Genomic DNA, 14011 nt, shown 5'->3' on the forward strand with positions numbered 1-14011 from the left:
TTTTCATTTAATTCAATTCACATATTTATCAAGGACATCACGAATATCATCAAATACATCCTTTATGCCCTTTTCGCCATTGATGTGCACCACTAAATTCTTGTTAGCATAATAATCTATCAATAGCTGTGTCTTATTTTTATAGGATTCCAAACGCTGACGAATTACCTCTTCCTTATCATCATCACGCTGATACAGTTGTCCTCCACAAGAATCACAGATACCTTCAGCTTTTGGGGGATTGAACTTAATATGATAACTTTCACCACATTTACACATGTAGCGACCAGAAAGACGTCCTACAAGTTCTTCATCAGGAACATCAATATTCAGCACGACATCCAATGGCATTCCTATTTCATCAAGAATACCATCCAGGGCATCAGCCTGTGGTATCGTACGAGGATAACCATCTAACAGGTAACCTTTCTTGCAATCAGGTTCAGCCAAACGATTTTTAATAATACCAATCAGAACTTCATCAGGCACAAGTTCTCCGCGGTTCATGTAATGCTCCGCTTTTTTGCCCAGTTCGGTTCCTTGATTTACATTGGCCCTGAGGATATCCCCCGTGGATATATGGGGAATATCATAGTACCTGGAAAGTTCTTTGGCCTGGGTACCTTTTCCGGCACCCGGTGGCCCAAATAAAACCACATTCATATTTTTCCTTCCTGTAATTATTCCTGTCCGAAGAAAGACCGCATCATAGGATGCATTTCCATCATCTGTTCGGAAGCAATATCTTCATACAACCTGTAGACAATACTCACAGTCAACAGAAGCCCTGTACCACTTGTTCCACCAATGGTACCAAGCAAACTGGCAACCAGTGTCAGGACACCGATGAATGCACCACCTATTATGGTTACCTTTGGTATGTAACGATTCATCACTTTCTCGATGCTGCCGATATTTCTCCTGAAGCCAGGAATCTGCATACCCGAGTTGAATACCTTCCTTGCTGTTGGTTTGGCACCCATTCCTGTAGTCTCTATCCAGAACAGTGCAAAGATAATACCACCAGCAATCAGGAAAGATGCATCTATAAACACATGAAGACCTATTTGCCAGAGTGCAGGGGCAGCCACACCATAACCTGTAAACCTTTCCTGTACAAGAGAAGGAATCCACTGATAGGGACTGTGTATAGGTGCCAGATAATACATTACGCCATTTATGGGATTTGAACCTGAATATTCTCCGAGGAACGTAATACCACGACCTGCAAGCACAAGACCGATAAGTTGTATGTTTGCCTGAAGAGCCCTGACAAGGATCATCGGCAGAACTGAAGCATAGATCAGTTTCACAGGGAAACGACCCCTTGCCCCTTTTACGGAACTATGTGCAAGAGGAATTTCAATACGGGTACTTTCTGCATATACAACCAAAAAGAAGATTGCAACTGTACTGATTAGTGCCAGGATACCTCCCTGTATCAGGATGAACATGAAACCATCACCCGAGAAAAGGTAATCTGCCCCTACATTCTGAATGATATAAAGCCATTTGGGAATGATACCGGCAGGTAAACCGGATGAACCAGGCACCCAGTTAATTAAACCGGTCACAATCTGCTGCGAAACACCCGCAACAATGAAAAGTCCTACACCTGATCCAATACCCCACTTGGAAACAATTTCGTCCATAAAGAGGATCAATACTCCACCCACACATATCTGGAGGAATATCAGGAACGTAACTGCTCCCAGACCCACTCCCAGTGACGCAGCAATACCAGCATCGGGCTGAATGTAACCTCCAAGAATCTGAGGCAACGCCTCCAGAACTATCATAACAAATACCAGGAATTTTTGTGCACCCTGGAAAAAGGCTTGATCCCCTGGGTCAGACATGTCAAGTTTGATAATATCTGCACCGGTGAGAAGCTGAAGAACAATGGATGCAGTAACAATAGGCCCAATACCAAGAAGCATCAAAGAACCAGAAGCTCCAGCAAAGAAAGCTCTGTATTGTTCGAATAGGTCAATGGATTGCGGGGAAAGCCCAAACAGAGGTACATTTGCAAGAGCAAAGTACAGCATGAGGATCCCCAGAGTCCACAGCAGTTTATTCTTGAAGTGAACATGCCCTTCCGGACTTGCCACAGCAGGTAATCTGTTAAAAAACGGTTCTAAACTTTCCTTAAAGCTCATCAATTACACCTTTTGCCGAGTTCCAATATTGTAATATATAAATGTAAATATATCGGACAGGTTAATAAGAGTAATGTCATTTAGACATTACTCTTCTATAGCAACACATGATCCGCCGGCTTCCTCGATCTTTGATCGAGCAGATCCGGAAAAACTGGATGCTGTAATTTCCATTTTTTTGTTAACCTTTCCTGAACCCAGAACTTTTTCAATTTCCAGGTCTGCAAGATTGATTTTATAGACACCATCCGCAACATTTGCAAGACCATCTACTACAAGCTGGTCTGCAAGTTCATCAAGTTCACCCACATTAACAATGGAAACTTCATGAATTGATTTTAAAGGACGTTTGAATCCATACTTCCCGTGGGTGTAACCACCCTGGAGTGCAAGGACAAAGTGGTGATTGACTTCACCACATCTGCCACGCCCACCGCGATTTCCGGCACCACGCCTGTTTTTGGTAGTACCGCCCCCACAGGTTCTGGAACCCCTATACTTCTTTGTTTGATTTTTACCCATGATTTCACCTCATCTTGTTAAGAAGAACATTGATGTTTTCATCATGGTTACCAAGTACCCCACCATTCTGGGTAGGTCTCTTGATACCTGAATGACCTTTCCTTGGAGGATGCAACCTGAATACGGGTTTCAGACCCGGAACTGCGGAAAAACTGGCTTTGCCTTCGGAAACAGCTTCTGCAAAAGAAGCAATCGAATCAAAATCTGTATTTTCAGCAATGTATTCATCGGTAAGGGAGATCCCACCTTCGATTTTACCACGATTGGCAAGAATCTGGGCAAGGGTTTGTGCATCAATCTTACCATAAGCCACGTAGTCCTTCACTTTCTGGATCATACCACTGTTATTGGGTGTCTCATCGAGTATCACACAGTGATTTATACGATTCAGGCGAAGCATGGTTAATGTATCAGCAATTGTTTTCCTGACATTAACATTTCCACGCATTCTTATAACCGCATACATTTTCAGGCCTCCTTACATTCCATTTTGAGAGGTTCCCTAATTGTACCGGTATGCTTGAGAGCATTGTAAGTTGCTTTGGCAAAATTCAGGGTAGTTCTGGTCTGACCTTCGGTCCTTGTCCAGACATCCTTGATACCAGCCTTTTCAAGCACTTTCCTTGCAGTGTCCCCTGCAGCAAGACCAAGACCCCTGGGAGCTGGTTTGAGTTCTACATTAACACTGCCTGCTTTGCCATGCACCTCTGAAGGAACAGTGTGTGGAAGTCCACAACCACATTCCCAGGAACCACATCCACGTTTTACACGGGTAATGTTCATCTTGGCATTGCGAATTGCCTTGCGGATAGCAGGTCCAACCTGTCCGTCTTTGGCCTGACCAAGACCCACATACCCGTCACCATTTCCTACAATAACTGTTGCCCTGAACTTTACACGTCTTCCAGAGTCAGTCATCCTCTGAACCATGTTAATATCAAGTACTTCATCTTCAAGACCGGGTAACAGTATATCTACAATATTAGATTCCCTGATTGGTAAACCTGACTCAATAGCTTCATCCATGGAAGTTATCTGTCCTTCAGATACCAGACTGCCAAGTCTTGTGAGGGGAACCCAATCTTCTTCATATTGATATGCCATATAACCACCTTAATTGAAATCCGAAAGGATCTTTTCTTTTGTCGCCTCGAAAACCTCTGGCAGATTTGATCCTTCAAGATATTCTGCCACATGTTCTCCACTTATGCGCTCATCTGATGGGAATACAGCAGGATTGTGCGGGATATCCATTCCGGAATCCACTACACCTTTAAGAGCTGCATAGACTTTACAACCGGCAGAGGGAGATTGCAATCCAATATCCAGAACACCTGTTTCATAGCCTTCAGCAAGCGCTTTATTTCCAAAAAGCAAGCCTGTAAGATAAGCCGCGGTGGTGTTGCTGGTAGATCCCTCATAACCGTATTTGCCCAATTCGCCTGAAATTGCGGAGACAAGAGTTTCGTCTCCTTCATTATTTGGAATTACCAGCTGTATCCTGACATTCCTAATACTTTTCCTAACAACAAGACGATTTTCTTTTGAAAGGAGCAGTCTCAGACGTTGGTGATAATCAGTACGCCCTTCCCTTCGTCTTCTGAAAGGAACTTTATAACGGGGGCCTGTTGCCATGATTTATCCTCCAACATATAATATGTAAATTCATTTTAATCAATACTCATTCATCTTTTCCGATATCGAGGTGAGCTTCAAGATGAGCAACACTTCTGTATTCCCCACCTTTGGCTTTCCTGTAAACCTTACAATAGGTGGATCTGTCGAGTGTACCATCATCACGAAGTTCTTTGAGCCTGCGACGAAGTGCACGGATCTTTTTCATCCATTGCTCTTTACGAGGGTTTCTTGCACCTTTCTTACCTTTTCTGGATCCATGACCCTTTCTGTGGCCATATTTCCTCTTGGCATCTCTGGCACGAGCCCTGCCGCGACTTACACCTTTTACCGGTGCAGACTTAATATTACCACTTTCAACAAGTTCACGAATATCTTCCCTTGTGATCGCAGCAGCGATATCCTCCGATGCTTCGGGGTCAAGCCAGACACGGTTTAAGCCGCATCCTAAGACTTTAGATGCAATCCTGCGCTGGTTGGTGAGGTTTGTCATCTCACTGACCCCCTTTGCGATTGAATATCTTTATACCCATTTCATCCGCTTTGGATTCAATAAGAGCTCTTTTCCTGCCGCCGACTTTACCAGATATACGGATTGCCTGTATGGAGGCATTGATATCTTCCACATCAGCCGGGTTGTGCACAAGCACCTCTACAAAGCCGGATGGATGTAATCCCTTTACTGTTTTGGGACTTCCATAACCTGCCTGTGCAATAGCACCCTTGGCAACATAATGTCTACGCAGTTTGCCCTGTAAACCTCTGGGACGTCTCCAGTTGGAATCAAGACGCTTGAATTTGTGGGAACCCGCTCTTTTGAAAGTGGGTTTTTTACTTTTCTGGATTCTGCGTGCCTTAAAAAGCCTTTTACATTCAGCATCTTCGAAAAGCCCACATTTTAAATCAGTATTCTCTTCCATTAAGACCACCTATCTCAACTCTTCTCAATAAGATATAATCCGTCCTGGAATACACGGGGATCAAAAGTTTTGATGCGGGTAATCTGTTCCATATTGGAAGCAGTTTGTCCTACATCTTCCCTGTTGATGCCAGTAATCGTCACTTCATCAGAGCTGGTTTTGACTTTGGTTTCACCAATTATCCTGGAAACCCTTGCTCTTTTCTCACCAAGGAAATTATTGATAAGCAATTTATCTCCTTCCACTTTAAGCTGCATTGGAAAGTGAGAGTAAACGACTTTCATCTTATACTCAAAACCATTGACAACACCATCCATAAGATTGCTTATGTGAGAAGCATAGGTTCCGACCATTGCTTTTTGCCTTTTCCTTACGGACTGACAATCCACAGTTACTTCAGATTCATCAACGGTAATAGTGATCCCGGGATACCAGAGACGCTTTGTATTGGTTCCTTTTTCTCCTGAGGCGGTGAATACCTTATTTTCATAGGAAACTGTCACACCTTCAGGGATTGGGATTGCCTTTTTCGTTTCTTTAACCATATCAACTTCCCCTTATCTTCAGTAGACAAACGAAAGGAGCTGACCTCCGACATTTTGCTCACGTGCCTGGTACTGGGAAATTACCCCAGCAGGGGTCGTGAGAATTAATGTACCGAAGTTTCTTGCAGGAAGAAATTGCTTTTCCCATTTTTCGAGGTCTTCAGCACCTACTGAATGTCTGGGTTTGATAGCACCACATTTGTTTATCCTTCCGGCAAGTTCAACCTTATAGAGACCAGCTTTGCCGTCATCTTCAAACTCAAATTCACCGATATATCCGGATTCTTTCATTACTTTCAGGACGTTGCCAATCAGTTTTGATGCAGGTTTGACGGTACATTCCTGTTTACCTACGGATTCTGCATTCTTAATTACCGACAGAGCATCTGCAAGAGGATCTAATAATACCATAATCAATCACCTCATGTATATTTTTCAAAACCCATTTCATGGGCTACTTCCCTGAAACAATGCCTGCAAAGGTAGATGCCGTATTTACGGATCAATCCCTGCTTACGACCACATCTTCTGCACTCGCTGGCACCACGTCCAAAACTTTTCTTGGTTTGTACCATTATACGACCTCCACCGCATATTTCTCCTTGAAGAATGAAATTGAATCATCCTTTGTTATTTTATGTGAACTGGAGATTTTATGTTTTGAAGCACGCCTTTTCTTGACCCTGTAACCCGGACGATTTACTATGACATTTATGTCCATTCCAAAAATACCGATATTCGGATCGTATCTCATTCCAGGGAAATCAGTGTGCTCCTCGATTCCGAAAGCCACGTTTCCATCATTATCAAACTGGGAAACAGAAAGTTTTTTCTCAATAATGTTAATCGACGTTGAAAGAAAATCTTCTGCATTCTTTCCCCTGAGGGTTACTTTACATCCTATTGGTTCATGTTTTTTGATACCAAAGGAAGGCATGGTTCTTCTGGAATAACATCTGACAACTCCCTGTCCGGTAATAGTTGACAATATTCCTTCTGCATCCACAAGATGCTGACCACTCTCTCCTACACCCATATGGACAACTACTTTGTCAACTCTGGGATTTTTCATGGGATTAGTCAATCAGCTCACCACCCATTGTTATTTCAGGTTCGTTTTCGCCAATTACAAAAACATAATCCTCAATTGTTTCGAAATTGGTTTCTCCTGAAATGGAGACCGTATTCTTCTTGGAACTGAGAACGGTGTTTATCTCAGCGATCTTGCCGACCTCTCCGGTGTGGCTACCGCCTACAATAAGGGCAAGATTACCTTCTTTGTATTCGATGTGCTTGAGGATCTCTTTGCCTGGAATGGACATCACTACAGAATCCTTCCTGTTGTAATCGTTTGATCCAAGCACATTGGACCCGTCGTCCAGATTAAGCTGTAACTTGCCACCTTTTATGCAGGTCTTTCCGTCAATTCTGCAAAGTTTCTTTTCCTCAATACCGTCCATTTTCTGGAGGGAAAGCCTTCCCATTCTGTCAAGCAAAACCCTGTATGAAGTGTTATCGGAAGGTATGGTAATAATATCCATTATCCCTACGGGGAAACGAACATCTTTCCTTACTACACCGTCAACCAGAATTTTCCCTTCGGAAAGGACTCTTTTTGCCTCTGCCCTGTTATCCACTATGCCAAGCATATCACGCAGCACTATGGCAAGAGGTACGCTCTGGTCTTTGCTGTGAGGGCCTGGCCTGGTAGAGGTTATCCATTTTCTAGATTTCTTGGATATCTGCCAGCTCTTCGGGACAGATATTCTCTTTTGATGTTTGCCCACACTATCACCTGCTCTTTAGTAATCTTGATTCTCTCTGCTTATCTTTCAAATCCAGTGATGTAATCATTACATTTGAAGGATAAAGTGGCCTGGGTACTTCAGTCCCATCTGCCTTGGTGACGTAGACACCCTCCATCACAATCATTCCACTTTTTAGAGAAGCACCTTCTACCAATCCTTTTGTTCCTACATGGTCACCACGCATTACCTGTACGGTATCGCCTACCGCTACAGTTGCGTTGCGTCCATACTTGGAACGCAGGTCCTTGGAAAGAGGAGCCTTCATGTATTTTTGTTTGACGTGGAGAGGGGCAGTGCCACGTGCCTTTCTCTGTTTTCTTGGCTGTTTTGACACCATATTGATTACCTCACACAATCATTGATGCTGTAGTCCCTATCTTGGGAAAACGTTCTGCGACTTCCCTGGCAATAGGGCCCTTAATGTCTGTTCCTTTGGGGAAACCGGTGAGATCTGTAATTACCACTGCGTTATCCTCAAAGCTAACCCGGGTTCCATCCGGCCTGCGGAATTCTTTTCTCTGCCTGACAACTACTGCGTGGAGGATCTGTCTTCTCATTTCAGGAGTTCCTTTCTTGACAGAGACAACACACATATCGCCTAGACCTGCTTTTGGCTGACGGTTTTTCACACCACGGTATTTCTTGACAGAAATAATTTCCACAGTCCTTGCACCGGTATTGTCGACACAGTCGATACGTGCACCGGCATTAAGGCATTTGGGGACACTGGAACGCATTCCTTTCATACCTGTGCCTCCGCCTTAACAACTACATAAGCTTTGGTCTTGCTCAGGGGACGGCATTCTGCTATTGTTACAATGTCCCCTTCCTTTGCATCAATGCAAGGAGGATTATGAGCATGTATCTTTGACTGACGTTTCTCGTACCTCTGGTACTTATTGATGAATTTATCATATTTTCGCTGGATTACAACTGTCCTGTCCATACTGTCACTGACTACCTTTCCAGACAACACCTGTCCCCTTACGGGAAGAGTGCCATGGAAAGGACAATTTACGTCGTCACATTCTTCGGAAGGCTCAGGAACATCCAATCCAATGTTTCGTGCCATGATTATTACCTCATGCGTAATTTCCTGATATTCTTGGTCCTGTTTTCGGGTTGTGAGAGCAAGAGGGTGCCCCCGACCTCTACTGATGTAGCCGGGGAACATCCAGAACCAACTGGAAGATGAAACACAAATGTGGAACCTTTTTTTGGTACTTGTTTTTCGTACATATCCTCGACCTCGATTACCAATATGTTCCGTGTCTCATCAACTACTTTTCCATTAATGCCTGCAAGATATTGATTGGTAGAATCAACCACCTCAACCATCAGTCCTATCAATTCGTGATAGATCAGGTTTTGGGGTGATATATCCAATTTATATCTCCTTCATTTCCCTCTGGATGGTTTTTATTCTCGCAATCGTCCTTCTGAGTTCCTTTATACGACCGGGATTTTCAGGCGCGCCACCTGCAGAGGAAAGGGCACGTTCCTTGATAAGCTCATTCATGAGTTTTTCAAGTTCATCCACTTTTTCATTGGGAGACATATCCCTGATTTCCTTTACACGAAGGATTGCCATCAGTTATCCCCCCTATGAACACGTGCCATGGGATGCCAGTAATCATGTTCTTCATGCTTGTGCTGCCATACACCTTCAACAAGCCTGCGCTGTTCACCTGGGAGTTGTTCATCTTCTGGTTCCGGGACATTTTCTTCGGAGCCTTCGGTTGATTCAACTTCTTCGGATTCTGCTTTAACTTCCGGTTCTGCTTCAGGTACTTCTTCAGCAGCTTTTGCTTCTGTTGCTTCTTCTGTGGATTCAATATCCTCAGCTTCTGCAACTTCACCGGTTGCTTCTGCTTCCACAAGTTCTTCAACACCCGCACTTTCAGCTTCTTCAGGAACAACTTCTGCAACTGCCTCTTCCACAACCTCTTTCAGGTGGTAGGAATCTGGCAACACAGCACCCGGATGGATAATTCTCACTTTACAGCCAATTGTACCGAGTTTTTTAACGGCTACCGCGAACCCTTCGTCCACAATATCATCAACAGGTTTTCCTGCATGTTTGATATAGCCATTTACCATTTTCTCGACCCTTGACCTTGCACCCGTAACCTTCCCGGAGAGGATGATTTCACACCCAAGAGCACCGGAATTCATAATGGCACGCATTGCATTGTGACCTGCTTTCCTGAAATACCAGCCACGTTCAATGGAAGAGGCAAGCCGTGTTGCCATCATCTGGGCATTCAGTTCTGGCCTCTTTACTTCCTGTGCATCAATCTGAGGGTTATCAAGATTATAAAGGCGCCCGACATCTCTTGTGAGCCGGCGGATTACCTTTCCGGCCTTCCCTATAACCATACCGGGTTTTTCGGAATAAACAACAATCTGTGTCCCCATAGGGGTTCGATTGATCTCCATGCCACCATAACCGGCCCGACTCAGCTGGTTTGCGAAATATTCGTCAAGTGAGGCTTTCACATAGCCGTCCTCAACAAATTTCTTCTCTACTGCCATTTTAGCGCACCTCGCTCAGAATAATTTCGATATTTACGGTTTCCGTATTCTTGGGGGTAGCCCTTCCACGAGCCCTGGGGCGCATTCCATGGATAACCCGGCCTTTCTTTGTAGAAACATGGTTTATGTACATTTGAGAAGGATCAAGACCCTTGTATTCTGCATTGCTCTCAGCATTCTCTAAAAGTTTGAGAACTTCTGCAGCCACTTTTACAGGATAACGACCTGCTGCCATTGGACCTTTCTTGTGCCCAAGACTGTCATTGTGCCTCCTGAATGGTACAGCCCTTTTGAAATCAATTACCTCTCCAAGATAATTCTTTGCAGATGTCGTACGCATTCCTTTAAGCTCGCGACAGAGTTCACGTGATTTCTTGGGAGATATATGTAGCTCTGAACCCATAGCTCTGGCACTTGTTGCTGGCTCAAGTTCCGTTGAATAATCAATTCTTGCCATTAACAATCACCTTACTTAAGTGGTACGAATTTACTGGAACGGGTTGCACCAACACCAGCGCTTCCGTGGGAAACTCTGCCTCTTGTCTGTGCGAATTCTCCAAACCTGTGACCTACCATCTCAGGCTGTACATCTACACTTACGAATTCTTTACCGTTGTAAACTGCAATTTGCTTACCTACCATTTCAGGGAAAATTATCATTGACCTGTGGTGGGTTCGCACACTATCCTTTCCAGCCCTGAATTTCTCCAGGACTTTTTTATGCCCATCGGGAAGCCCACGGCGAATGGTCCTCCTTTCCCTTGCGGGAAGAAGTTCGGCGAATTGCTCAATACTCAATTCCTTGAGCTCATCCACAGATTTGCCCCGATAGGTATATTCTCCTTTCCTCTTTGGTAACCTTGATGAAGATTTTTTAGCCATATATACACCTCATTTAACGCTTTCCGGTCCTCCGGGCTGCAATCTGTCCTACCTTCCTGCCAGGTGGGGCGTTCCTGCCTACGGTAGTTGGTTTGCCTGGATGTTGCCTGTTACCTCCACCGAATGGGTGGTCAATAACATTCATTGCAATACCGGAAACTCTCGGATACTTGGCTGCCCTGGATCTTAACTTGTGATACTTCTTACCGGCCTTCAGGAATGGTTTCTCGGCACGCCCGCCACCAGCAACAACCCCGATAGAGGCCCTGCATTTTGGATTCAGCCATTTCATTTCACCTGAAGGAAGCTGGACAACTGTCCTATTCCTTTCATGACCCACAAGGGTAGCATAGGCACCTGATGAACGAGCAAAAGCTCCACCATCGTTTGGTTTGGATTCTATGTTGCAAAGTGGTACACCTTCCGGGATCTCAGCCAGCGGGAGGATGTTACCCTGTTTGATCTCTGCAGAGATACCGCATTCAATGCGATCCCCTATACCGATACTTTCCGGAACGAGAATTAAACGTTCTTCGCCACTTTCAAAGGAAACCCTTGCTATAGGGGCGGATCTTGCTGGATCATGGACAATTTCCACCACATCGGCAAAAATTGTGCTGCCTTCTTCAACTGAAGGATGCTTAAGAGCAGCTTTATAGCGATGTGAAGGTGCCCTGTATGTAGGTGTGCCACGACCCCTGTTCTGTGATATAATTCGTCTTGCCATAAATCAACACCTCACATCAAACCAATACGTGTAGCAATCTCGTGTGCTGCATCTACTTCATCAAATGTGACAAGAGCCTTTTTTTCTCCCTTCATCGTTGTCGTTATGCAAACGGACTTTACGGGGAAACCGTAGATCTTTATCACATCTTCCTTGATCTGGCTCTTGTTGGCACGGGTATCGACAACAAACTGAAGTTTGTTATCCTCCATATGCGTCATAGCTTTTTCGGTGATGAACGGGAATTTAATAGCGCTCATATGAACATGTCCTCCAGACTGGATATTGCGGATTCTGTCCATACCGTCAGTCGTCCTGCCTTTGCACCGGGTGCAAGTAATTCAGTATAAAGTGAATCTACTGTTGTAACATCCACACCTGGCAGATTACGTGCCGAGCGGAATATTGGACTTTCTGAACCGGCAACGATCAGAACACTCTTTTTGTTTTTGTATTTCCTTCCTCTCATCTTACCTTTACCGGCCCTGATGGAGCGGCTGTTTTTGGCACGCAGGACATCATCATAAGCACCTGCTGCTTCGAGGAATTTAATAACTTCTGCTGTTTTCTCAACATCCTGCAGGGCATCTTCTGCTACAAGAGGCAGGGTAGCGTCACATACATGACCTCGTCCTTTCACGAGTTCTGCATTAATTGTAGTTGCTATTGCAGAGCGAACTGCAAGACGTTTCTCTTTTTTGTTAACCTTCTCTGTCCTGTCAGCTTCAGGTTTTGGTGGATGGGTACGCCTTCCGCCTACTGCCTGGGGAACTCTTGCAACCCGGCTTCCGTTGACAAGCCTTGGAATCTGAGCAACACCTCTACCGGACCCCCAGGAGACTGCAGAAGTTTCCATTCCGGCATACATCCTGGGACCATAGGGCTGGTACCTTTTAGACTGGGAAGAAAGCACGGTCCTTTTGATAAGATCCGGCCTGTAAACCTCTTCGAAAACATCGGGCAAGGTTATTTCACCTTTGGAATTACCTGAAATATCAAGAATATTTGCTGTGACCATTTATCTCACCCCTGCCTGGACTGTGTGTTTATATGCATAAGCTGAGGTTCTCCAACAGCAGATGTCTTTGGCCTGGTTGGTTCCCTGAGCCTGATAAGTCTCTTGGATGGACCGGGGACAGTACCCTTTACAAGGATATAATCTCCACCGACAAGGCCGTAGTTAACAAATCCTCCTGCAGGATTTACTTCGTCACCATCAGAAGATACTTTCAGGATACGTTTGTTATACTCGGTACGCTGATGGTAACCGGCCTGGCCCATTTGTGGAACTCTCCAGCTTACATGTGGCGGATTCCATGGCCCAAGAGTACCTACCTGACGCAAACTGCTCTGACGAGAGTGTTTGTTCTTTGCCAGCTGGATACCCCATCTTTTTACAGGCCCTTCAGTACCGTAGCCTCTTGTGATAGCGGCCACATCGATGATATTGCCTTCCGAGAAGATATCAGAGATTCCAACCTTGCTTCCAAGTATATACTTTGCATACTCAAACTTGGCTTTTACATCAAAACCGCTAATTGCAGTTTCCATAATATCCGCTTTCTTCTTTGGAATCCCATTTACTGAAGACGGGATTGTATATGTGATCACACGAATCTCGGAAACTTTCCCTTCTTCCACAATGGAAGCCATATTTTCAAGTGATTTTTCCGTATCGTAATTTTTGGGAGTCTTTATCCTGCGTCCAATGTCGCCATCCAGATTTGCTGACCATGCCTCTGAAATTGTTTTTTCTCCATAAGGAGTGTCCTTATAGGCACGTATTGCTGCAATACCAATCTGCGGTGTTTCGATAACAGTAACAGGTACGGCAATCTCAGCGCCTTCAGTCAAACTGTTTTTGGCGTCGTCAATCATAATTACATGGGTCATTCCGACCTTGTAACCTGCAAATCCCTGCAATTTTGGCTCACCTTCAGCCTCAGGCCATGACCTGAACCTTGGGATGTGGCTCTTTGCTCTTTTGCGTGGACTGAACGCTAGAGAACCTCGCCTTGGTCTGTGTATTGTTGGCACTTGTATTCTCCTTGAATTTTTTTATGTTCAATCGCTTACGCAGGTTGAATTAACAAAAGAGTGTGTTGGGCTACCTATCAAGGTTTGAGCTCAACATGGATATTCTACGTTATGCGGATAGGAGCAGCAATACTGCAACATCATCACAAAAAGATTTACACATCTACCATCCACACATACACAACGCGCATGCATGGGGGCTTTCATTGAATTGGCCCACTGATGGTCTATGTTAAATCCT

The 14011-nt window shown here is 44.6% G+C and carries 25 protein-coding genes; all 25 read right to left on the bottom strand.

Annotation, left to right across the window (positions count from 1 at the left end; all coding sequences use genetic code 11):
- Positions 1 to 12: 12 nt before the first annotated feature.
- Positions 13 to 663 carry an adenylate kinase gene (locus EFE42_RS03620; RefSeq protein ID WP_123135957.1) on the bottom strand — a complete coding sequence of 217 codons (651 nt, stop codon included), beginning with the start codon at positions 661 to 663 and terminating at the stop codon, positions 13 to 15.
- A gap of 17 nt (positions 664 to 680) precedes the next feature.
- On the bottom strand, positions 681 to 2159 hold the full coding sequence (gene secY, locus EFE42_RS03625) for a preprotein translocase subunit SecY (protein WP_123135958.1): 1479 nt from the start codon (positions 2157 to 2159) through the stop codon (positions 681 to 683).
- An 87-nt stretch (positions 2160 to 2246) separates the two neighbouring features.
- A complete protein-coding gene (locus EFE42_RS03630; RefSeq protein WP_123135959.1) occupies positions 2247 to 2681 on the bottom strand; it encodes an uL15m family ribosomal protein in 435 nt (144 codons plus the stop codon).
- Between the two features lie 4 nt (positions 2682 to 2685).
- A complete protein-coding gene (locus EFE42_RS03635; RefSeq protein WP_123135960.1) occupies positions 2686 to 3147 on the bottom strand; it encodes a 50S ribosomal protein L30 in 462 nt (153 codons plus the stop codon).
- A 2-nt stretch (positions 3148 to 3149) separates the two neighbouring features.
- Complete coding sequence (locus EFE42_RS03640; protein ID WP_123135961.1) at positions 3150 to 3785, bottom strand: 30S ribosomal protein S5; 636 nt, start codon at positions 3783 to 3785, stop codon at positions 3150 to 3152.
- A gap of 9 nt (positions 3786 to 3794) precedes the next feature.
- Positions 3795 to 4316 carry a 50S ribosomal protein L18 gene (locus tag EFE42_RS03645; RefSeq protein WP_072561679.1) on the bottom strand — a complete coding sequence of 174 codons (522 nt, stop codon included), beginning with the start codon at positions 4314 to 4316 and terminating at the stop codon, positions 3795 to 3797.
- A 46-nt stretch (positions 4317 to 4362) separates the two neighbouring features.
- The gene (locus EFE42_RS03650) at positions 4363 to 4809 is read right to left on the bottom strand and encodes a 50S ribosomal protein L19e (protein ID WP_123135962.1); all 447 of its coding nucleotides are present in this window, start codon (positions 4807 to 4809) and stop codon (positions 4363 to 4365) included.
- A 1-nt stretch (position 4810) separates the two neighbouring features.
- The gene (locus EFE42_RS03655; protein WP_123135963.1) at positions 4811 to 5236 is read right to left on the bottom strand and encodes a 50S ribosomal protein L32e; all 426 of its coding nucleotides are present in this window, start codon (positions 5234 to 5236) and stop codon (positions 4811 to 4813) included.
- A gap of 14 nt (positions 5237 to 5250) precedes the next feature.
- Complete coding sequence (gene rpl6p / locus EFE42_RS03660) at positions 5251 to 5781, bottom strand: 50S ribosomal protein L6 (RefSeq protein ID WP_123135964.1); 531 nt, start codon at positions 5779 to 5781, stop codon at positions 5251 to 5253.
- Between the two features lie 18 nt (positions 5782 to 5799).
- A complete protein-coding gene (locus EFE42_RS03665; protein WP_072359986.1) occupies positions 5800 to 6192 on the bottom strand; it encodes a 30S ribosomal protein S8 in 393 nt (130 codons plus the stop codon).
- 11 nt (positions 6193 to 6203) lie between these two features.
- Positions 6204 to 6356, bottom strand: coding sequence for a 30S ribosomal protein S14 (locus EFE42_RS03670; RefSeq protein ID WP_013037793.1), 153 nt, complete (start codon positions 6354 to 6356; stop codon positions 6204 to 6206).
- Positions 6356 to 6853: a 50S ribosomal protein L5 gene (locus tag EFE42_RS03675; protein ID WP_123136133.1), complete on the bottom strand. Its 498-nt coding sequence runs from the start codon at positions 6851 to 6853 to the stop codon at positions 6356 to 6358. The genes EFE42_RS03670 and EFE42_RS03675 overlap by 1 nt, the downstream gene beginning before the upstream one ends.
- A 4-nt stretch (positions 6854 to 6857) precedes the next feature.
- Positions 6858 to 7568, bottom strand: coding sequence for a 30S ribosomal protein S4e (locus tag EFE42_RS03680; RefSeq protein ID WP_123135965.1), 711 nt, complete (start codon positions 7566 to 7568; stop codon positions 6858 to 6860).
- Positions 7569 to 7572: 4 nt separating this feature from the next.
- The gene (rplX, locus tag EFE42_RS03685; protein ID WP_123135966.1) at positions 7573 to 7926 is read right to left on the bottom strand and encodes a 50S ribosomal protein L24; all 354 of its coding nucleotides are present in this window, start codon (positions 7924 to 7926) and stop codon (positions 7573 to 7575) included.
- A gap of 10 nt (positions 7927 to 7936) precedes the next feature.
- The gene (locus EFE42_RS03690; RefSeq protein ID WP_123135967.1) at positions 7937 to 8335 is read right to left on the bottom strand and encodes a 50S ribosomal protein L14; all 399 of its coding nucleotides are present in this window, start codon (positions 8333 to 8335) and stop codon (positions 7937 to 7939) included.
- Positions 8332 to 8661, bottom strand: coding sequence for a 30S ribosomal protein S17 (locus EFE42_RS03695; RefSeq protein ID WP_072359991.1), 330 nt, complete (start codon positions 8659 to 8661; stop codon positions 8332 to 8334). The genes EFE42_RS03690 and EFE42_RS03695 overlap by 4 nt, the downstream gene beginning before the upstream one ends.
- 5 nt (positions 8662 to 8666) lie before the next feature.
- Positions 8667 to 8975 (bottom strand): ribonuclease P protein component 1, encoded by a 309-nt coding sequence (gene rnp1 / locus EFE42_RS03700; protein ID WP_123135968.1) that lies wholly within the window; start codon positions 8973 to 8975, stop codon positions 8667 to 8669.
- Position 8976: 1 nt separating this feature from the next.
- Positions 8977 to 9180: a 50S ribosomal protein L29 gene (rpmC, locus tag EFE42_RS03705; protein ID WP_072359995.1), complete on the bottom strand. Its 204-nt coding sequence runs from the start codon at positions 9178 to 9180 to the stop codon at positions 8977 to 8979.
- Positions 9180 to 10124, bottom strand: a complete 945-nt coding sequence (locus EFE42_RS03710) for a 30S ribosomal protein S3 (RefSeq protein ID WP_123135969.1) — start codon at positions 10122 to 10124, stop codon at positions 9180 to 9182. The genes rpmC and EFE42_RS03710 overlap by 1 nt, the downstream gene beginning before the upstream one ends.
- A 1-nt stretch (position 10125) precedes the next feature.
- Entirely contained in the window at positions 10126 to 10581 is a 456-nt protein-coding gene (locus EFE42_RS03715) for a 50S ribosomal protein L22 (RefSeq protein WP_072359999.1), read from the bottom strand.
- Positions 10582 to 10592: 11 nt separating this feature from the next.
- Positions 10593 to 11006 carry a 30S ribosomal protein S19 gene (locus EFE42_RS03720; protein ID WP_072360001.1) on the bottom strand — a complete coding sequence of 138 codons (414 nt, stop codon included), beginning with the start codon at positions 11004 to 11006 and terminating at the stop codon, positions 10593 to 10595.
- A gap of 13 nt (positions 11007 to 11019) precedes the next feature.
- Entirely contained in the window at positions 11020 to 11733 is a 714-nt protein-coding gene (locus EFE42_RS03725) for a 50S ribosomal protein L2 (protein ID WP_072360003.1), read from the bottom strand.
- 11 nt (positions 11734 to 11744) lie between these two features.
- Complete coding sequence (locus EFE42_RS03730) at positions 11745 to 11993, bottom strand: 50S ribosomal protein L23 (RefSeq protein WP_123135970.1); 249 nt, start codon at positions 11991 to 11993, stop codon at positions 11745 to 11747.
- The gene (rpl4p, locus tag EFE42_RS03735) at positions 11990 to 12751 is read right to left on the bottom strand and encodes a 50S ribosomal protein L4 (RefSeq protein ID WP_123135971.1); all 762 of its coding nucleotides are present in this window, start codon (positions 12749 to 12751) and stop codon (positions 11990 to 11992) included. Before rpl4p ends, EFE42_RS03730 begins: the two co-directional genes overlap by 4 nt.
- A gap of 5 nt (positions 12752 to 12756) precedes the next feature.
- Positions 12757 to 13770 carry a 50S ribosomal protein L3 gene (locus EFE42_RS03740; RefSeq protein WP_123135972.1) on the bottom strand — a complete coding sequence of 338 codons (1014 nt, stop codon included), beginning with the start codon at positions 13768 to 13770 and terminating at the stop codon, positions 12757 to 12759.
- Between the last annotated feature and the right edge of the window lie 241 nt (positions 13771 to 14011).

The sequence above is a fragment of the Methanohalophilus sp. RSK genome, assembly GCF_003722075.1.
Classification (GTDB): Archaea; Halobacteriota; Methanosarcinia; order Methanosarcinales; family Methanosarcinaceae; genus Methanohalophilus.